18 protein-coding genes are annotated in these 19,096 nt (G+C 48.5%); 8 read left to right on the top strand and 10 right to left on the bottom strand.

From position 1 onward, the window contains the following. Window positions 1-7: 7 nt before the first annotated feature. Window positions 8-1,309: an NAD(P)/FAD-dependent oxidoreductase gene (locus C8D98_RS09465; protein ID WP_132873885.1), complete on the top strand. Its 1,302-nt coding sequence runs from the start codon at window positions 8-10 to the stop codon at window positions 1,307-1,309. A gap of 177 nt (window positions 1,310-1,486) precedes the next feature. Here the strand turns inward: C8D98_RS09465 and C8D98_RS14000 are convergent, their stop codons facing one another. The 4 genes from C8D98_RS14000 to C8D98_RS09445 form a co-directional block, all read right to left on the bottom strand. Next, a complete protein-coding gene (locus C8D98_RS14000) occupies window positions 1,487-1,756 on the bottom strand; it encodes a rhodanese-like domain-containing protein (RefSeq protein ID WP_283805598.1) in 270 nt (89 codons plus the stop codon). A gap of 186 nt (window positions 1,757-1,942) precedes the next feature. After that, entirely contained in the window at window positions 1,943-2,707 is a 765-nt protein-coding gene (locus C8D98_RS09455; RefSeq protein ID WP_132873883.1) for a rhodanese-like domain-containing protein, read from the bottom strand. A gap of 316 nt (window positions 2,708-3,023) precedes the next feature. Next, a complete protein-coding gene (locus tag C8D98_RS09450; RefSeq protein WP_132873882.1) occupies window positions 3,024-4,949 on the bottom strand; it encodes a DUF3373 domain-containing protein in 1,926 nt (641 codons plus the stop codon). Window positions 4,950-5,052: 103 nt separating this feature from the next. Next, a complete protein-coding gene (locus C8D98_RS09445) occupies window positions 5,053-5,745 on the bottom strand; it encodes a TorD/DmsD family molecular chaperone (RefSeq protein ID WP_132873881.1) in 693 nt (230 codons plus the stop codon). Window positions 5,746-6,113: 368 nt separating this feature from the next. Between C8D98_RS09445 and C8D98_RS09440 the strand changes: the two genes are divergently transcribed. The 6 genes from C8D98_RS09440 to C8D98_RS09415 all read left to right on the top strand — a co-directional run bounded on the left by C8D98_RS09440 (window position 6,114) and on the right by C8D98_RS09415 (window position 11,327). Then, window positions 6,114-6,551 carry a DUF2318 domain-containing protein gene (locus C8D98_RS09440; RefSeq protein ID WP_132873880.1) on the top strand — a complete coding sequence of 146 codons (438 nt, stop codon included), beginning with the start codon at window positions 6,114-6,116 and terminating at the stop codon, window positions 6,549-6,551. A 7-nt stretch (window positions 6,552-6,558) separates the two neighbouring features. Beyond that, window positions 6,559-7,722 (top strand): ABC transporter permease, encoded by a 1,164-nt coding sequence (locus C8D98_RS09435; protein ID WP_132873946.1) that lies wholly within the window; start codon window positions 6,559-6,561, stop codon window positions 7,720-7,722. An 8-nt stretch (window positions 7,723-7,730) separates the two neighbouring features. Continuing rightward, the gene (locus C8D98_RS09430; RefSeq protein WP_132873879.1) at window positions 7,731-8,408 is read left to right on the top strand and encodes an ABC transporter ATP-binding protein; all 678 of its coding nucleotides are present in this window, start codon (window positions 7,731-7,733) and stop codon (window positions 8,406-8,408) included. Further along, window positions 8,389-9,462 carry a sensor histidine kinase gene (locus C8D98_RS09425; protein WP_165871264.1) on the top strand — a complete coding sequence of 358 codons (1,074 nt, stop codon included), beginning with the start codon at window positions 8,389-8,391 and terminating at the stop codon, window positions 9,460-9,462. Before C8D98_RS09430 ends, C8D98_RS09425 begins: the two co-directional genes overlap by 20 nt. Further along, window positions 9,459-10,787 carry a sigma-54-dependent transcriptional regulator gene (locus C8D98_RS09420; protein ID WP_132873877.1) on the top strand — a complete coding sequence of 443 codons (1,329 nt, stop codon included), beginning with the start codon at window positions 9,459-9,461 and terminating at the stop codon, window positions 10,785-10,787. Before C8D98_RS09425 ends, C8D98_RS09420 begins: the two co-directional genes overlap by 4 nt. A gap of 63 nt (window positions 10,788-10,850) precedes the next feature. After that, window positions 10,851-11,327, top strand: a complete 477-nt coding sequence (locus C8D98_RS09415) for a PH domain-containing protein (protein WP_132873876.1) — start codon at window positions 10,851-10,853, stop codon at window positions 11,325-11,327. A 132-nt stretch (window positions 11,328-11,459) separates the two neighbouring features. Here C8D98_RS09415 and C8D98_RS09410 read toward each other — a convergent pair whose 3' ends face one another. From C8D98_RS09410 to kamA, 6 genes are all read right to left on the bottom strand, one after another. Then, entirely contained in the window at window positions 11,460-13,529 is a 2,070-nt protein-coding gene (locus C8D98_RS09410; protein WP_165871263.1) for a sodium-translocating pyrophosphatase, read from the bottom strand. A 29-nt stretch (window positions 13,530-13,558) separates the two neighbouring features. Further along, complete coding sequence (locus C8D98_RS09405) at window positions 13,559-14,665, bottom strand: NAD(P)-binding domain-containing protein (protein ID WP_132873875.1); 1,107 nt, start codon at window positions 14,663-14,665, stop codon at window positions 13,559-13,561. Between the two features lie 169 nt (window positions 14,666-14,834). Beyond that, window positions 14,835-15,224 (bottom strand): hemerythrin domain-containing protein, encoded by a 390-nt coding sequence (locus tag C8D98_RS09400; protein ID WP_132873874.1) that lies wholly within the window; start codon window positions 15,222-15,224, stop codon window positions 14,835-14,837. A gap of 88 nt (window positions 15,225-15,312) precedes the next feature. After that, window positions 15,313-15,921, bottom strand: coding sequence for a MarC family protein (locus C8D98_RS09395; protein WP_132873873.1), 609 nt, complete (start codon window positions 15,919-15,921; stop codon window positions 15,313-15,315). Then, window positions 15,918-16,733 carry a putative beta-lysine N-acetyltransferase gene (gene ablB / locus C8D98_RS09390; protein WP_132873872.1) on the bottom strand — a complete coding sequence of 272 codons (816 nt, stop codon included), beginning with the start codon at window positions 16,731-16,733 and terminating at the stop codon, window positions 15,918-15,920. Before ablB ends, C8D98_RS09395 begins: the two co-directional genes overlap by 4 nt. Then, window positions 16,726-18,039, bottom strand: coding sequence for a lysine 2,3-aminomutase (gene kamA, locus C8D98_RS09385; RefSeq protein WP_132873871.1), 1,314 nt, complete (start codon window positions 18,037-18,039; stop codon window positions 16,726-16,728). Before kamA ends, ablB begins: the two co-directional genes overlap by 8 nt. Before the next feature lie 186 nt (window positions 18,040-18,225). On the opposite strand from kamA, the gene C8D98_RS09380 reads away from it, so the two are divergent. Beyond that, window positions 18,226-19,089 carry a hypothetical protein gene (locus tag C8D98_RS09380; protein WP_132873870.1) on the top strand — a complete coding sequence of 288 codons (864 nt, stop codon included), beginning with the start codon at window positions 18,226-18,228 and terminating at the stop codon, window positions 19,087-19,089. The last annotated feature ends 7 nt before the right edge of the window (window positions 19,090-19,096 follow it).

Genomic DNA, 19,096 nt, shown 5'->3' with positions numbered 1-19,096 from the left:
GCGGAACATGAGTATTTCAAGACGTGATTTTGTAAAATATACAGCGGCAGCCGCCGCAGGCACAGCTGTTTTCGGGCACTCAGGCGAAGTTTTTGCGGCAAAGACCACAGGAATCGTAATGCCTAAGAAGGGCAAGCGCATCGTCGTTCTCGGCGGCGGCTGGGGCGGATGCACAGCGGCGAAATATGCCAGGCTGGAAGACCCTTCCGTAGAGGTTATTCTGGTTGAAAAGGAGCCGACATTTATCTCCTGCCCCATGAGCAACTTTGTTATAGTGGGTAAAAAGAGGATGCAGGACATCACCTTTACCAGAGATAAACTGACCAAAAACTACGGTGTGAAAATAGTTTATGCAGAAGCCAAAGGGCTGGACGCAGTAAAAAAGACACTGGCAACCTCAGCAGGTACAATAGAGTATGACAAGCTGATAGTCGCCCCCGGTATCAGCTATGACTACGACAAAATAGAAGGGCTTAACAACCCTGAGGCAATCAAAAGATTTCCCGCCGCTTTCAAAGCGGGTGCTGAAACGATCGCACTGAAAAATCAGCTTGAGGCAATGAAGCCCGGCGGCGTTGTTCTTCTTTCTGTTCCGCCCGCTCCCTACAGGTGTCCCCCCGGTCCCTATGAGCGTGCGTCTATGATAGCGAACTATCTGAAACAGAACAAAAAAGGCTCAAAGATAATAGTTGCTGATGCCAACGACGATGTTACATCAAAAGGCCCGCTCTTCAAAAAAGCCTGGGCGGATATGTATCAGGGCGTTCTGGAATACGTTCCGGATTCGGCAGTGCTCAAGGTTGACGCTTCCACAGGTATCATCACCACAGAGCAGGGCGAAATAAAGGCCGACGTTGCCAACATTATTCCTCCTATGAAGGCAGGACAGATAGCGTTTGATCTCGGCCTCATGAACAAGCCCGATGATATGTTCGTAAGGGCTGACGCATTCACCCTTGAAACATACAACTTCAAGGATGTCTATGTGGTCGGCGATGCCGCACATAACGGAACAGTGGGCGGCGTTCCAAAATCAGGATACATCGCAAACTCTATGGGCAAATACTGCGCCAGTGCCGCCGTGCGCACGCTGAACGGTCAGGAGCCGCTTGCTCCTTCGCTCATAAACACCTGCTACAGCGCAGTGAGCGATGACGAAGCTATCTTTGTTGCGGCGGTATACAAGTACGACCCCGTGAGCAAAAGACTTATAAGCGCATCCAGTGCCACCTCTCCGGAACGCAGGAAACTCTTTGAGAAGCATGCGGAGGATTGGGCGGTGGGAATCTGGAGCGATATCCTCTCCTGATTCCGTTCCTGATCCCGTTTATAATGCTTCGCATTTCTGCGTTGGCGATGCAGAGTCAACTGATGAACCTGATTTCAGTCATTCTGAGGCAAAGCCGAAGAATCTCACTTTTAGATAGTACCAATAAAAAAGGCGGGGCAAATACCCCGCCTTAACTTATTCAGAGAGAAGTGGAAATTACTTAGCAGTACATTTGCCGCCGGAGCAGTTTACATACGCATCAAGATAGTAGAATCTTGAGATGTCGGGCAGTTTGCATTTGTCTTTCAGGAAGTCATACACTTCCATAGCTCTGCCGCCGGATGCGCAATGGAATACAACATAGCCTGTTTTGGGAAGCTGGGGAACGAAAGCATCGCATCCTTTTGCTGTCTCTTTTGAGGAGATGTTGATTGAGCCGGGGAAAACGCCGTCGCCGAGTTCGTTAGCGTTGCGAACGTCAACTATAGTAACGTTTGCGGGTTTCTTAGCCGGATCAGCGATGGTTGAAAGGAAGAACTCGGTCTTAACGATACCGGGTTCATCGCCCTGAGGCAGACCTGTTGTTGCGGCAGGAGCAGCAGCGGGAGCTGCGGGTGCGGCTGCGGGAGCTTCAACTTTGCCTGCGGGAGCCAGAGGATATCCGGCTGCCTGTCACTCAGGAACGCCGCCTGCATATACCTGAACTTTTTTGTAGCCGAGTTTAACCATCTGCTCTGCTACGAAGTGAGATTTTTCACATTTGAATCCGCCGCAATAGGGAATGTAAAGTGCTTCTTTGTCAGCGGGAAGGTTAACCTTTGCTGTTTCCCACTCTGTGTCGGGGATATTGATTGAACCGGGGATTGAGCTTTTGGCGAATATCTTTGCGGGACGGGCATCGATGAATATCACGCCGCCTTTGTCAAAGAACTTTTTGGCTGTGTCCATAGTGATCTCGCCGTAGTTCTTTTTCTCCCAGTCGGGCATGCCGTCCAGATACATTTTAACGTTTGTGTATCCCTGCTCTTTCAGGTACTTTGCAACGATGAGAGATTTCTCGCATTTAACGCCGCCGCAGTATGTTACGATGTAGTCTGTTTTTGCCAGACCGAGTTTTTCGAATGCCGGCCAGTAAGTGGCAATTTCAGTGTCTGACATAAGGAAAGCAGTGGGGATGTGAGACGCCGCATAAACTTTTGCGGGACGGGCATCGATGAGTGTGCCTCTGGTTTTGTCATAAACGCCGTTACCGACGATTTTGTTGACCTCAGCAAAGGGAACAAGCTCGACTTTTGCAGCCTTTGCCATTTCGGCAACGCTGACCGCTTCAACAGCCTTCGCAGGTGCGGGAGCGGGTTTTGCCGCTTCGCCGCAGCCCATAACAAACAGAGCCGCAACGAACGAGAGAACCATAAACATTCTGCTCATGAAACGCATATACAACCTCCGGATTTAATGCAGTTTTGCACAGTTAAACGTTTTTGCATAACCTTTTCACTCAATCCAACATGCTGTCATGTTTGACTGAATACAAACGTTACTAATGAACCTTTTTACTCATAATTAATAAAATGCAAAGAATCGTATATATCTATCAATCGATATTTTATTATACACATCTGAATATGTTTTTCAACGCATATTGTATACATTATACAATTATAACTCAAAAAACCTTTTATTATATGTGATGTATCAGATTTAAAAAAAAGGCGGATGTTTCCATCCGCCTTGTTATAGCAACCTACAGGTATCAGTATCTGTAAGTGAAGGAGGCGTATATCTTTTCGACTTTGTCGGTAACGGGCATCATTGCGTTGAGACCGTTAACCTCGCTGACCTTTACAGGTGCGCCGAGGTAGCTTCCTGAGCCTGAGTACTCATAGTCGAAGAGCTGGTAGCCGATTGTTGCAAACAGTCTGTCGCCAACGATGGGCTGGTGGTAGTAAACTTCGAAAACATCACCGCGAACGGCAAGTTTGGAGCCTACGATATCGTCTTCAGCACCTGTCATAGCAACCCAGTATTTAGAACCGTGGTTGTACTCGAAACCGAGTTTACCGCCGGTGAAGGGAAGCTCGGGAGTGGAGATTCCCAGCCAGTAGCTGTGACCGTTTTTAGCTGACATAGAGCCGAGCATCTTGTCCATATCCATGAACTGATACATAGCGTTCTGAGATATGTTCTTGGGGTCTGTTTTGCTTGTTGAGTAAGATGCGAACCACTCGAATCCGAGAGTTTTACCCTGTGCAAGGAATGAATGCCATTCCATGTCGCCCATCTCTGTTGTGGCTTCCATTCTGGATGAAGAGCCGAAGTAGTTGGGTGCGAATTCGAAAGCGTCGTATTCTTTGTCGAGGTTATAGTCGTGGCCTACGATTGCGAAGGGCATAACCACTGAGCCTGTGAAGCCGTCAGTAACGCCGAAGCCTTTAGCATAGTTGTACCAGAACTTGTAAGTGTCGTCGTCATAGAACTTAACGATCGTTCCGAAGAACTCGACATCGTCAACAGGCATAGTTGCGATGAGACCGTTGTTTGCTGACATTGCGTTGCTTGAACCCCAGCCGGATTCATAGCCTTTTCCATAGCAGAACTTGATGAATGAGCCGGGCAGAAACTCGGCTACGTTCTCAAAGTCGAACTGGAGTGAAGCACCGTCGAACTGCCACTGGATGATATGCGACAGAGGTGAACCGCCGAGTGTGGCGTTGTTGCGCAGCTCTTCGCCGGGGCCGTAGTTGGAGGGTCTTCTACCGAAGGAGAAGTGATAGGGGATGGGACCCATATCGTTTTTGTATACGAAATATGCTCTTTCAACGTGGAGTTTGTCGTCAGTGGGAACTGCTCCTGCGTTGCCGTCCATATACATAGACTTATAAGTGCCGTCCATCCAGCGAACGTCTGTAGCATCAGACCATGTCTTATACATAACCAGACGGCCTGTGAAAGAGAGATTCTCGTTAACAGTGCTGTTCATGCGGATGCGCAGTTTGTTTGTGAAGATGGAGTCGTTGTTTGTGCTGTATTTGCGGGGTTCGATGTGTTTGAACATCGTTTTCATCATCTGAGCCTGCTGTGCGGTAACGGTTGTTCCGGACATCATCTCATACATGAAATACATAAGTCCCGCCATGTACTGACCCTGCATAGAGGTCATGTCGAATCCGGCTGCCGTTCCGGCTGCTCCGATGGCCGCCATGTTGGTTCCGAACCATGTCTGCATTTCTGGTGTCTGCATCATAGCCTGAATGTCGGGCTGGGTTACGAGGTTCTGCATGAAAGCCATGAACTCGTTGCCGTATGTTGCAACCCATGCGTCGTTAAATCCGTCGGGAGTGTTTCCGCCCTGCATGTTGTACTGGTCCCATGCTGTTGCTGCGCCGGAATCGTTGATCATGTAGCCTCTCATCCAGAGACCCATCATGTCGTTTGCGAAACCGGGAAGAGCTCTAACATCGTCATAGCTGATGCTGTCCATTTTTGTTCTGAGCTCGATACCCATATCAACTTTATCTTTGATACGGTGAACTTCGTTTTTGTCAACACTTTTGGACATGGTGTTGACCTGCTCCTGAAGTGCTGATATCTGGCTTTTCAGCTCTTCAAGGGTAACGTCGGCCGCATAGGCAGATGCGGCAAACAAAGTAAGAAGAATAAATAACAGTGCTTTCCTCATACTGTATACTCCTCAAAAGTATATCTCCGGCGGTCTGTGCAAGGCAGCCCGTCAGAAAAAAGGGCATTAATAGATTTACCCTTTTGTTTCCTTGTCAGAAAGACTATCCGGCGGATGCCAGAACCTCTTCCATTATTCCGTCTATGTCGCTGACGAAATTTTTAAGCAGAACGCCGCAATGGGCATAAAAGGGCATTTCGGCTCTTTTCGCCACCTGTTCGGCAAACTCATCGGTAATGACCTTTCCATATGTGTCTATGAGTCTGTAAAGATTTTGGAGGGTTGCGTACCACTGTTCAATGTTTTCGGGGTTGGCCAGTCTGGCAAATATGGCGGACAGAAACTCAAGAACAATGTATACGTTGTCTTCAAGCTCCGGAACGTCCTCCTGAAGGGCGAAACCTTCGGCGGCCATCCATTCCCTTATTTTGAAAGTGCTTTCGCCGTAGAGGGTCTTTTTTTCTTCGGTGTAATATGAGATATAGGGAACGACCTTGCTCCCTTTGAAGTCCTGCTTGAAAAGTTTTATGAAATCGCTCTGCATCTCTGTCTGGTCGTAGAGTGAGGGGGCTGTTTCCGTGTAGTCGGTGAAAAAATCGGTGAATATGCTCCAGTTTCCCTCAAGAGTGTCGTAAACCTCGTCGTCGGGATATCTGAAAAGCAGAGAGAGGAACATTGATGCGTTTGCAAGCGCATTGAAGGATTCGGTGTCTATCTCGGCCTCTTTAAGCAGTGCTTTTGCATTGTCAAAACTGCCGGAGGCGATGTTTTCTTTGAAGCTCTTATATTCAAACATACAAATAAACCTTTCCGCAAAATTCTTTATGCAGATAATTCTGTCTGACTAGATTCTATTTCCTTTTTTTATATTTGTAAAGCCGAATATATGTAAATCATGTATAAATGCATACTTTGATATGAAAATATAGAGTTGTTTCTATGTGTGGAAAATCTATATGCTTCTGATGTTTGATTTATCAGAAACAGGCTTAAACAGTGTTATTTAAAATAAAATATGAAGAATAGTCTTCGCATTTATGAAAGAAAATTGTAGAATATTCTGCGGTATTTCATGTTGTGATTTATAAGTTTCTGACATGAAAGAAGTTGTGTTTTGGGCATGCGCATTGCTTAAAACTGAGAAGAAAAATTTCGGAGGAATTCATGCGTAAACTCATTCTGGCACTTTCAGTGCTCATGCTCGCTTTTATTATTGCAGGCTGCGGCAAACAGGGCCGATATGCCGAGCTGAAAGCCCAAAACGGTGTTGTGACCATCCCTGAATCAGAGGTCAGCGATACCAATGCGCACTATTATTATGTGAACGTTGACGGCAAGGACATCAAGTTTTTCCTTGTCAGAGGATCGGACGGTGAGGTCAGGGCGGCTTTTGATGCCTGTGACGTCTGCTATCCCGAAAAGAAAGGATACAATCAGGAAGGCAATGTTATGGTCTGCAACAACTGCGGACAGAAGTTTGCCACCGACAGGATAAACGAGGTTAAAGGCGGCTGCAACCCTTCGCCCCTGAACAGGGTCAGTGACGGCAAGCAGGTTGTTATAAAAATTGACGACATACGCACCGGCAGTATGTACTTCTAGGTGAATGATGAATATTCTTACTTTGCCTTTCAGAAATCTCAGAAGGAAGCTGCTGCGAACGGGAATACTGGTTTCGGTATTCGCTCTGGGCATACTCTCCGTCGTTCTGCTGTATAACGTGTCCACAACCGTAGGGCACTCTCTGGAGCAGAAGATGAACGAGTTCGGAGCGAACATTGTCATCTATCCTAAAACAGAGTCCCTGAAGATAAGCTATGGCGGGTTTTCGCTGGGAAATCTGGCATATCAGGTGAAATATCTGCCCGAAAAGGAGACTGTGGATGCAATCTACAAGATCCCCAACAGGGCTAACATAAGCAGTGTTGCACCGAAACTGCTGGAACTGGTACAGTATAAGGACAAGCACGTTGCCGTTATCGGCGTTCAGTTCACTTTCGAACGCCGCATAAAGAGCTATTGGAGCATCAACGGCAAGGAACCCGCCGAGGCGAACGAAGCCATAATAGGCAGCAAGGCGGCGGAGCATCTTGGGCTTAAGACCGGAGACTCTATACCCGTCGGAACAGGCAAGTTCCTCATCACTGGAATTCTTACCCCCACAGGCACAGAGGACGACAACATTATCTTTGCCGACCTCCATTCGCTCCAGGCGGCTGTTAATAAGCCCAACATGATAAACTACACCGATGTTTCGGCTCTCTGCGCCGGATGTCCCATTGAGGATATCGTTCAGCAGATAGAGCAGAAACTGCCCGACACAGAGATAAACGCCATGCAGAACATCGTTAAACAGCGTATGGCAACAATAGAGACCGTTCAGCACCTTGTGCTGGGGCTTGGCGGGGTTATCCTGCTGACGGCGTGCTTCATGCTTGCCATGTTCATGCTTGCTTCGGTCAACGAGCGCAAGAACGAAATCGGTATACTGCGTGCGCTGGGTTATTCCGGTGCGCAGATATTCCTCATCTTCAGCATCGAATCCCTCATAATTGGGGCGATGGCGGGAGTTCTGGGATATGTGGGCGGATTTTTCGGCAGTGCCGAGCTTCTGAAACTCCTTAAGCTGGGTGAACACATACATATAATATTCAACTGGGTGCACCTGCTCATAACCGTCGGAGCCGTTTCGGTTCTTTCGGCTGCGGCCTCTGCGTTTCCTGCGCTTAAGGCGGCACAGATGCGTCCCACTGATGCTTTCAGCAGAATATAGGTGAAATTATGCTGCATTTAAAAGATATCCGCAAAACCTTTACTGCTGACGGGATCTCCACCGAGGTTCTCAAAGGTGTCAGCGTTGATGTTGCCGAAGGCGAGTTCGTCTGCATAGTGGGCAAGTCAGGCTCCGGAAAGAGCACCCTGATGAACATAATGTCCACACTGCTGGAGCCGGATTCAGGCAGTATCGTGTTTAAAGATCAAGACCTTACCGCCGCATCGTCGGCGCAGATAAACAACACAAGAAAAAATGATTTCTCAGTGATTTTTCAGGCTTATCACCTGTTTCCGTACCTTACGGCGGTGGAGAACGTTCTGCTGCCGTATATGCACGGACTGAAGCCCATCTCCAGAGAAGTGCGTGAGCAGGCGCAGGAAGTGCTTAAGCGTGTGGGGCTTTCCGGCAAAGAGAACAGGCTGCCCGGAAAACTCTCCGGCGGAGAGCAGCAGAGGGTTGCCATTGCCCGTGCGCTGATAAAAAAACCCTCGGTGCTGTTTGCTGACGAACCCACCGGAAGTCTGGACAGCAAAACCGGAATGGATATAATAGAACTGCTGAAAGAGCTGAACAGCGGCGGACTTGCCGTTGTAATGGTGACCCACTCTCCCGAATATGCGAGGGCGGGGCACACTATAATAAGCATGGAGGACGGGCTTGTCAGTGGAATTGAGAAGATTTAAGCCTCAAAAGGACACTCTGATATCGATAGCTGTTATCATCATCTCAACGATGGTGGTGTCCTATTTCCACTACAGTATCCCCTCGCATTTCAGCGTTGTGCATCTGGCACATTATTATGTGTTCTACCTGATAGTTATCTATGCCGCCTTTAAATTCGGTTTTAAAGGCGGCGTTATTGTTGCGGCGCTGATATCGCTGATATACAGCCCCAGTGCCTACTACAATCTGCTTTGTCTCTGCATTGAGCATCATTCGGTTCCTTCAATGGTGGAGGTGTCCATGCTCTATGCGGTGGGCATCGTATCCGGCTATTTCTCAGGTAAACTGAAAGACGAAAAACGGAAGGTTGAGCTGGTTTCCGCAGAAAAGCTCCAGCTTGAAAAACAGATGGCTCACGATGACAGACTGCGTTCTCTTGGACAGCTCAGCGCAGGTATCGCCCACGAGATAAGAAACCCTCTGGCCGCCATCAAGGCCGGAATCGCAATGATAAAGAGCGGAAAGAACGATGCGCAGATAACGGATATTCTGGAATCAGAGATAGAGCGGCTCAACAGCTTTGTGGACAGATTTCTCCAGTATGCCCGTTTCGGGAACAACGATCCCGCTGATATAAACGTGAACGGTCTGCTTACCGAGGTTGCGGAACTTTCTAAACTCTCGGCATCCGGCAGAACAGTCACAATCGACATTGAAAACGAACTGCCGGGGGACAGCACTGTATTCGGCGATAAGAACTCTCTGAAACAGGCGCTTCTGAACCTTGTGCTGAACGGTGTTGACGCTGTGGAAGGCATGTCTGAAGGACGTGTGGTAATATCTGTTAAGAGCGGGGATGGACGCATCGAATTTTCGGTTAAGGATAACGGCAGGGGAGTCGAAGGGGATGTGAACAGGCTTTTCGAACCCTTCTACACAACCAAAGACACAGGAACAGGACTCGGCCTCTCCATTGCGGGCAGGATAGCTCAGGCTCACGGCGGAAATATAACCGTTGTGTCAGGCGAAGAGGGCACGGTGTTTACAATGCATATTCAGGGCGGGCAAAAATGAGCGTTTTGATAATCGAGGATAACGTTTCGCTGGCGACACTCATATCAATGTATCTCTCCGGAGAGGGTATTGAAAACGAGGTTGTGCATAACGGATTCGAGGGGATGGCGAGGCTGAACGAACGTGAATATGACGTTCTGCTGACAGATATCCGCCTGCCCAAGATATCCGGAACTGAGATATTCGAAAAAGCGAAAACCCTTTATCCTGATATGCCTGTGATAATAATGACCGCATTCGGCAACATTCCCGATGCCGTCAAGGCCATGCGTGACGGCGCATACGACTATATCACGAAACCGTTCGAGAACGACGACCTATTAAAAACAATTAAAAAAGCCATAGAGGTCAGCTCTATCCGAAAGGAGAACAGCAGGCTTAAGCAGTATATGAAGGATGTGAACACTCCCAGAATGGCGGGACACAGCCCCGCATATCTGGCGATGATAAAACTGGCGGACACCGTTGCGCCAACAGATGCCCCCGTCCTTATAACGGGGGAGAGCGGAACGGGCAAAGAGCTTACCGCCAGATACATCCACGGCAAAAGCAGAAGAGCCGACAAACAGTTCATAGCGGTGAACTGTGCGGCAATCCCCGAACAGCTCTTCGAGTCCGAACTTTTCGGGCATAAGAAGGGTGCGTTCACCGGAGCCGACAGAGACTTTAAAGGCAGGATTGCCGAGGCCGAGGGCGGTACTCTGTTTCTGGACGAAATAGGGGAGATGCCCATTACTGTTCAGGTGAAACTGCTTCGTTTTCTTCAGGAATCGGAGATTCAGCCTGTGGGAGCCGGGCTTCCAGTAAAGGTCAACACCAGAGTGATAGCCGCCACCAACAAAGACCTGAAATCCATGTCCGAGAAGGGGACTTTTCGTGAGGATCTGTATTACAGGCTTAACGTGTTCCCCGTTGAAGTGCCCCAGCTCTCCAGACGGAGGGAGGACATAGCGGAACTGGTGGAGCTTTTCTCAAAGAAATACGGCTCAAAGGTGACATTTTCCGCCGAGGCACTTTCAAAACTGGAGAATGCTCAGTGGAAGGGCAACATACGGGAGCTTGAGAACACGGTCTACCGTATCTGCATTCTCAAAGGTCAGGGTGTGGTTGCCGGAGAGGATGTGCCAACAGAGGCTTCCGGCGATTTCGCATACAGCATGAACATGGTTCTGCCGGAGGACGGGCTTGACCTTGAAGAGATGGAGAAGACCATCATCGCCCGTGCGCTGATAAAATTCGGCGGCAACAAGAGCCGCACCGCAAAATATCTTAATATCCCCCGCCATGTCCTTCTCTACAGGCTGGAAAAGTACGACATGGAGTAGTGTTTCCCCTTTCTTTTCCTGCGCAAGGTGTTATTCTGTCTGAAAAATATCTGCGAGGGATAAATGGGCTACATAGAAGAATCAATCAACCCTGACGAAAAGATAATCCACATCGGCAGGGTCAGCGTTTTTCCTCTTATTTCATTAATGATGTTCGGTTTCATTCTTATTTTGCTCGCTTCTGCAGGGATCTCCGCATCCGGTATGAGCTTCACTTACAGAAGCATCTATGCTCTTGTTTTTCTTGCCGGACTCTACCCGTTCTTTTACACCTTCATGTATGTCAAAAACACTCAGATAGGCTTTACTGACAAGCGTTTCTTTCTGGTCAGAGGCATATTCAGAAAGAGCGTTATGGAGCTTGATGTTGCCGACGTTGAGCTTATCGTTGCGGGTAAAGGACTGTTCGGGAAATATATTAACTACGGCACTGTGGCTGTTCTTGGTTCAGGCGGCATTCTGGCGGTGGTGAAGGGAGCCGGAAATCCCGACGAACTGGTTTCCAAACTTATGGAGTTTCAGGAATCAGGCTTGAGGTAGCTCCTGTCAATCTATTCGACAGAGTCTCTGAACGAATGAGATTCTTCGTTGCACTCAGAATGACTGTTGAATGAGGTTTAGATTAGAAAATGAGCATAAAAAAAGGGAGCCTTTCGGCTCCCTTTGTGGTTTTTACAGGCTGCTTATGAAAGGAATCGCAAGCAGTGAAACAATATTGATGACTTTGATCATCGGGTTGATGGCAGGGCCTGCAGTGTCTTTGTAGGGGTCGCCCACTGTGTCGCCTGTGATGGCTGCTTTGTGAGCATCGCCGCCTTTGCCGCCGAAGTGTCCGTCTTCGATGTATTTCTTAGCGTTGTCCCATGCGCCGCCGCCGGTGGTCATTGAAACAGCTATGAAAAGACCTGTTACGATAGAACCGACGATCATACCGCCGAGAGCCTTGGGTCCGAAGATGGCAAGGATCAGAAGGGGAGACACGATGGGGATGAGGCCGGGAATGATCATCTCTTTCACAGCCGCTTTTGTAACGATGTCAACGCAAGCCGCATAGTCGGGTTTGCCTGTGCCTTCCATGATACCTTTGATCTCTCTGAACTGGCGTCTTACTTCGTCAACAACAGCACCGCCCGCTTTGCCCACTGCGCTCATGCAGAGTGATGCAAAGTAGTAGGGGATCATGCCGCCGAGGAAAAGACCGACGATCACCATCGGGTCGGCAAGAGTGAACGCACCGATGTCGAAAGGCTGACCGAGCTTCTCAAGGTGAGTCGCAAGTTCCTGAGTGTATGAGGTGAAAAGGATAACAGCCGCAAGTCCCGCAGAACCGATGGCGTAGCCTTTTGTAACCGCTTTTGTTGTGTTGCCCACAGCGTCGAGGGGGTCTGTAACGTCTCTGACGGAGCTTTCCATCTGAGCCATCTCAGCGATACCGCCTGCGTTGTCTGTGATGGGGCCGAAAGCATCCATCGCAACAACGATACCTGTGAGTGAGAGCATTGAAACTGCCGCAACAGCGATACCGTAAACATCGGCGCAAGAGTAGGAAACAATGATACCAAGAGCGATCACGATTGTGATAAGTGCTGTTGAGCTCATTGAGATAGCGAGACCTGCGATGATGTTGGTAGCGTGGCCTGTTGTGGAAGCCTTGGCAAGTTTCTGAACAGGCGAGTAGTTTGTGCCTGTGTAGAACTCTGTGATCCAGAAGATAGCTCCGGTAACAACTATACCGACAACAGCCGCAGTGTATATGCTGAGAGCAGAGCGGTGAACGCCTGCAACTTCAAGGCCGTTGGGGAAGAAGCTGTTTGTGATGAAGAAGAACGCCACAAGAGCTATTACAGCGGAAACGATGAGTCCTTTGTAAAGGGCTCTCATAATGCGCTGCTGTTTGTCCAGCTTAACAAAGAATGTGCTGATGATGGAGGCGATGATTGAAACGCCGCCAAGAGCAAGGGGATATGAAACAGAAGCGGCATCTGCAACTGTGATGGCTCCGATGAGCATCGCAGCGATAAGTGTTACCGCATATGTTTCGAAAAGGTCAGCAGCCATACCTGCGCAGTCGCCCACGTTGTCGCCCACGTTGTCAGCGATAACAGCGGGGTTTCTGGGGTCGTCTTCGGGGATACCTGCTTCAACTTTACCCACAAGGTCGGCACCAACGTCAGCACCTTTGGTGAAGATACCGCCGCCGAGTCTTGCGAAGATAGAGATGAGTGATGCTCCGAGACCGAGACCAACAAGGTGGTTAACGATCTCTCTGAGGCTGCCCTCTGCGTTTGTAAGTTTAAGAACCGCAAAATAGCCCGCAACGCCCAGAAGACCGAGACCAACAACAAGCATGCCTGTCACTGCGCCGCCTCTGAATGCTACGTTCATTGCTTTTGTCATTCCCTCTCTGGCAGCTTCAGCCGTACGCACGTTTGCTCTTACAGAGATGAACATGCCTATGAAGCCTGTGAGACCTGAAAGAATCGCACCAATTGCGAATCCGATGGCTGTGACTGCTCCGAGTGTTACAAGGAGAAGAACAAAGATTACAGCGCCCACGATTGCAATAAGAGTGTACTGTCTTTTCATGTAGGCTGATGCGCCTTCCTGAATTGCAGCTGCGATTTGTGTCATTTTGTCGTTGCCCTGCGGCAGGCTGAGAATCCATTTAGCGGAAACAAGTCCGAAAATGATTGCCGCAACGGCGCAAATGATCGCAAAGATATCTGTCTGAAATGCCGTCACTTAAACCTCCGTGATTAAAAAAATATATACTACGTTGTTTGCAGTTTTGAAAAAATTGTCTCGACAACCGATGCCGCATCGTTTATCGCAGTGTAAATAAGGTTGGGGTGCTTCTCTTCGGCTATAGCACCGTCGGCCACCTTCATGTATGAAGGGGAAACCGCACCGCCAATCATATAAATTCCTTTTCTGGTGGTCTCAAAGTCGGAGTTGAGCAGAACCAGTCTGTCGCCCTCTTTTGCCACCTTGCAGATACCCTCTGTGCAGGATATCGTCTGAATCTGGAGTTTGTCCAGAAGGGTCGCAGACCCCTGAGAACCTATACATGCTATCACATTTTTCATGGGAAAGCTCATCGCATGGTAAAGCTCTATACCGTCGGATTCTTTAAATTCGTTGATACGGATTACCAGCCTGTCTATGCCCTCGTCGTCAACCTCGCCTATTCTGGGGGTTGCGCCGGGCAGAAGACGTATGTTTCCGCCGAGCAGTATCTCTTCGCCCAGTCTCTGGGCGGTCTCTTTGTTAACATCGAAAGTTTCCGAAACATGCGCCCAGTATACAGGCTGGGAGTCGTTGTGCTGTCTTTTGATTTTAAGGATAGATATGACAACGTCGGCGGCTGTGTTCCCTCCGCCTATAACGAGGGTTCTCAGGCCGATATATTTTTTGGGATCGTCCAGCGTTTTGGCAACCATCTTTGCGTCGCCGTAGACCGTAAGCTCTCTGGGGATGCTGTTTCCGAATGACAGGACTACCTTTTTGCCTTTGAATCCGCCTTTTGAGGTTAGAACCTGAAAAAAGCCTCTATGGGTTTCGATGTCCTGAAACTCGGCTTCGGTGATTATTGAAAGATTTTCGTGCTGAACGAAATGCTGAACGTACTGAACATACATTTCCACTGTGACGGGTTTGTCGGGCGGACGCAGTTCGTCCACAAGAAAACCGCCCGCCATCTCCTTGGGTTTGGAGGCGTAAACCTTTTTCCCTTCAGGATATGTGTTAATTATTCCCTGAAAAACAGATTTCCCGCTTTCGACAAGAAGGTAAGACAATCCCTTCTTCTTGCACATATATGCGCAAGCAACTCCGGCAGGCCCTGCACCGACAATAATAACATCGTATAGCATATTCATGGTCGGCGATTTTATATCTGGGGCACTTTTGTGTCAATAGAAATAAAGGGTGGTTGTTTAATTTAAGTATGTACTATTCACAAATCAAATGAGTGACGGTGTGTTTTGCTATACGGGAGAAAACAAAGCCCCGCAGGAGCGGGGCACGGGTTGATATGTTGTCAATCTCTTATGCGTTAACTTTCTCATACAGGGGATAGAGCTGAATCTCCTCCCTGCGGATGCGCATGCGGACTGTGGAGATTATCCTTCCCAGTTCCTTTGCGTATTCAATATTTATTTCTGCTGTGTTCAGCCTGTTCATAAAGTTCAGAATCTCAGTTGTCAGCCCCTGCATCTCCTTTGAGAAGTCGTTGGCTGTGGCCGCCGCCGATGTGTTTCCTGAAAGAGCGGGGTAGAGTTTTGTGTCCTCTTTTCTCAGGTGGTCTGTGAGCAGGAGTTTGCCTTCGAGGAGTTTTTTTCTTCCGGCTTCGGAGCCGAGTCCGAGGTTCTGTGCGTCCTGAAGAATGTTCAGAAGTTTTTCGTGGTCCTTTTTGAGATCATTTATTAAAGCGTTCATGGATACCCTCCGTGTTTTATCTTATGAGGGTAGGATAGGGTTTTGTTTGCTTAATAACTTTGATTCAGGTCAAATAAAAGCGGTTATTTCACTGGTTTATGATATTAATGATACCTGTTTTTACCATGTCAACGCCGAAAGCCCCCATAAAGAACCCGTTTATGCGTATCATGATGGCGAGAACCTTGTCGAAAACTGCTGTGATGTCGTTGTTCAGGTGATATCTGATGCTCGCCAGAACGGCTACTATCACGAATGCCGCAAACGCCACCACAAGGTTTACCCCTATGGCCTCCAGCTTGCCCATTTTGCTGCCCATAAGGATGCAGACCGAAATGGTTCCGACACCGGCCATAAAGGGCATTGCCACCTCAGATGCGATGTCGTCCAGACTGCCCCTTGTGCTTATCAGGGCTTTCTGCCCCTGAACGATGGACATAAGGGATATGCTCAGCAGAACGATTCCGCCGAAGATGCGGAATGAGTTGAAGTCTATCTTGAAGACGGAGCGGAAGATCCACTCACCCGTGATGGTGAAGAACATGTTTATTGCCATAGAAATGAGGGTGGCCATGAAAAGCACCCGCAGAAAGTCCCGCTCAGGGAGTTTCTGCCGCACGGGCGCAAGGTAAACGAAAACTGCAATGGGGTTGATTATTGTCGCCAGAAATATCGCTTCCCTGAAAAAATCGTTCATGCGTGCTTATACCATATGTTCATACTTTCGATCCCGCCGCCTATGTTTGTGTTGTTAAAAAGTGTTCCGGTGAAGGTGTAGCCGCAGCCGGAAAACGTTTTGTTCATGCCGTAGGATACGCTTCTGGCGATTGTGTAGAAACAGCCGATGCCGTCTTTCAGCAGGCTTTTTTCCATCCTGTCGTTCAGTATTCTTGCCAGTCCAAGTCTGCGGTACTGCTCCATGGTGGCGAAGTCGCTCATTTCGGCATAGGTGTTTGAGCTGTCCGCTTCGGCACTGGCGGCGGCTATCAGCCTGCCGCTGGAGAATACTCCGAAATATCTGATATTCTGTGCCATTGTATCCTTCAGATAGTCGATGTTATATATCGGAAACGGATAGGTTTCAAATACTATTTTGTAAAGCTCCGAAAGGGCATAAGCATCGTCCGGAGTCAGCCTGCGTACCTCAAGGTCTGTCGCCGGAATATGCTTCTCAGCTCTTCCCGCCTCCCTCAGCACATCATATATTATCTGACTGTTCTTTACGGCTATTCGTTCGGGCTTAATATATTTTGCCATAAAAGAGACACTGCCGCCCCCTTTCAGCGGAAAGAAAGCTTCACAGCGGTATCTGCTGTCCAGAAACATTTCCGAAAGGGGGTGCTTTACCTTGGCTATTATCTTTGAATAGCCCTTCGTTTCTGCCATTTCCTCAATGCCCGTCAGGTCGTCCAGTGTGAATCCTTTATATATAAAGGTGATGTATGCCCTGTCGCTGAAAACTCCGTGGTGCACCTGTGCGTTGTTGATTTTTTCCGATACGTCAGTCATTTTCCCTCCTTTTTATGCGTTCGTTGTCTGCGGGAACAAGGGCTATCTTGTCGTCATAATCCGCCATCAGCTTCCGGATGCCTACAGGGGGCAGATATTCCCTGCCGTCGGTGTTAAGCTGAAGACTGCAATCCCTGCAGTTCAGGTCGCACTGGACAGGGTGATATCTGTCAGGCTCTTTGTATGAGCAGATCACCCCTTCGTAGTTTCTGAGGATGACCTTGTTAGATGACCATGAGACAACGTAGTTGGGCGAAACGGGAATCTTTCCGCCGCCTCCGGGAGCATCTATCACGTAGGTGGGCACGGCGAACCCGCTGGTGTGTCCCCTGAGTGATTCGATTATTTCGATTCCTTTGCTGACGGGTGTTCTGAAATGTGTAAGACCTTCGGAGAGGTCGCACTGATAGATGTAGTAGGGCCGCACACGGTTTCTCACCAGCTTGTGCATCAGTGTTTTCATTATCTGGGGACAGTCGTTGACCCCGGCCAGAAGAACCGTCTGGTTGCCCATGGGGATACCGGAACGTGTGAGCTTTCTCAGGGCGGTTTCTGCGGATTCGGTTATCTCCCGAGGATGGTTGAAGTGGGTGTTTATCCATAGATTGTCGTATGCGGACAGGATTGAGACGAGTTTATCGGTTATTCTGTAGGGCAGAACCACAGGCATTCGTGTGCCTATGCGAACCACCTCAACGTGGGGTATGGCGGTAACCTCGTCCAGAAGCCATTTCAGTGTGCTGTCGGAAAGCATGAGCGGGTCGCCGCCGGAGAGCAGAACGTCTCTGACCTCGGGATGCTCCCGTATATATTTCAGTCCGGCGTTCAGCGTCTGTTTGGAGGGGATTGTGTCCCTGTCGCCGACCTTACGCTTTCTGGTGCAGTGTCGGCAGTACATTGCGCACATACTGCTTATGTGGAACAGAACCCTGTCGGGGTAGCGGTGGGTTATGGAGTTTACGGGGCTGTCGTGCTCTTCGGATAGCGGGTCGGCCATGTCCCATGCGTCGATGTTAAGCTCTTCTATGGAGCAGAAGGCCTGTTTGAAAACCGGATCATCTTTCAGGTTGGTTCGGTCGATTAGGGATGCATAGTAGGGTGTTATGGCGAGCGGAAATTTTTCGAGAGTTTTTGCCATCAGGTTCTTTTCCGACGGTTCAAATTTTACATCAAGTATGCTCTCGAAATCGTCAATAGTTCGTATTGTGTGGCGAATCTGCCATTTCCAGTCTTTCCAGTCGTTGATATCTGAGTCCGAGTTAAGACTCTCAGCTATATTCTGCTGATGTTTGGTATAAATCATTATCCCTTCCTATTAAACTTTAATTGATATGATATGTAAATTACATATATAAAATATTTATAACATAAATAGTATAAGGTGTCAACAGTAGGGGGGATTTTGCATAAAAACCGATGGCTTATGTTTTCGGTTTGACAACCTGATATGCACATAGGTATGATTTGTTATTAAACTATTTGGGAGGCCAATATGGGAAGCGATAAACCCGGTATCAGCTTAATGACTGTTGAGGCGTATTCTCTGGATTCGGCTTATATTATTCCGAATTCCACTCATGCTTTTGTTGTAGGCAAAAATGACAGAAGCGTTCAGTGGAAAAACTATGGAAGGGGCTGGGAAACCACAGATCCTAAAACTCTTGTAGCAACAGTTAACACCTACAGGGAATGGCTTATGACATATATTCCTCCCGGAACGGAAGGAACCGCAAGCGGGGTTAATTTCGGAGTTAACGGTGTCTGCCACACTTTTGCAAACAGGGAGCTTCTGGTTGCAGACGCATCGGCGGACGTGCGTCAGGCGGTTAAAGATGAATACGCAGTATTTTTCTTCGGTAAATACGGGATAGGGCTCGACCAGCTTAAACAGCTTCTTAATGCAGCTTATAACAACGTGACCGCCAGATATGCAGATAACCTGAACGCATACAATACCGTTATGAGCAGACTTAACAACTACATTGATGATGAACTTCTGGCATGGCGCAAGATTGCCATTGAGGAGGCCGGAATAGATGTTGACGGCATTCTGGCCAAAAGCCCTCAGGCGGGTCTGGCCATTGCAAGGCAAAGACTTCAGAACTATATAAACGCCAGAGAGTCCATATATTCTGATTTTCTCGCAGGACGGCTGGATAAACACGGAGTTCAGCTTAAGATCAAATCCACAATAATTCAGCACACGACTGATTATCTTAACTGGCTAAGCACCATACACTACATAACGGAGGCAGACCGGAATACCTATATCAGCCGGATATCCGCATTTCTCGACAGATACATTCAAAGCGTCCGTGCGATGGCTCTGCATGTCGAAAGCGGAAATATGCTTTAACGGAGGC

It is taken from the genome of Seleniivibrio woodruffii, assembly GCF_004339245.1.
GTDB lineage: Bacteria > Chrysiogenota > Deferribacteres > Deferribacterales > Geovibrionaceae > Seleniivibrio > Seleniivibrio woodruffii.
This window is presented reverse-complemented; position numbering and strand designations above follow the sequence as displayed.

Coding starts and splice junctions, on each gene's coding strand:
- C8D98_RS09465 (WP_132873885.1), top strand. CDS start 8: ATGAGTATTTCAAGACGTGATTTTGTAAAATATACAGCGGCAGCCGCC.
- C8D98_RS09455 (WP_132873883.1), bottom strand. CDS start 2,707: ATGCGTTTCATGAGCAGAATGTTTATGGTTCTCTCGTTCGTTGCGGCT.
- C8D98_RS09450 (WP_132873882.1), bottom strand. CDS start 4,949: ATGAGGAAAGCACTGTTATTTATTCTTCTTACTTTGTTTGCCGCATCT.
- C8D98_RS09445 (WP_132873881.1), bottom strand. CDS start 5,745: ATGTTTGAATATAAGAGCTTCAAAGAAAACATCGCCTCCGGCAGTTTT.
- C8D98_RS09440 (WP_132873880.1), top strand. CDS start 6,114: ATGCGTAAACTCATTCTGGCACTTTCAGTGCTCATGCTCGCTTTTATT.
- C8D98_RS09435 (WP_132873946.1), top strand. CDS start 6,559: ATGAATATTCTTACTTTGCCTTTCAGAAATCTCAGAAGGAAGCTGCTG.
- C8D98_RS09430 (WP_132873879.1), top strand. CDS start 7,731: ATGCTGCATTTAAAAGATATCCGCAAAACCTTTACTGCTGACGGGATC.
- C8D98_RS09420 (WP_132873877.1), top strand. CDS start 9,459: ATGAGCGTTTTGATAATCGAGGATAACGTTTCGCTGGCGACACTCATA.
- C8D98_RS09415 (WP_132873876.1), top strand. CDS start 10,851: ATGGGCTACATAGAAGAATCAATCAACCCTGACGAAAAGATAATCCAC.
- C8D98_RS09405 (WP_132873875.1), bottom strand. CDS start 14,665: ATGAATATGCTATACGATGTTATTATTGTCGGTGCAGGGCCTGCCGGA.
- C8D98_RS09400 (WP_132873874.1), bottom strand. CDS start 15,224: ATGAACGCTTTAATAAATGATCTCAAAAAGGACCACGAAAAACTTCTG.
- C8D98_RS09395 (WP_132873873.1), bottom strand. CDS start 15,921: ATGAACGATTTTTTCAGGGAAGCGATATTTCTGGCGACAATAATCAAC.
- ablB (WP_132873872.1), bottom strand. CDS start 16,733: ATGACTGACGTATCGGAAAAAATCAACAACGCACAGGTGCACCACGGA.
- C8D98_RS09380 (WP_132873870.1), top strand. CDS start 18,226: ATGGGAAGCGATAAACCCGGTATCAGCTTAATGACTGTTGAGGCGTAT.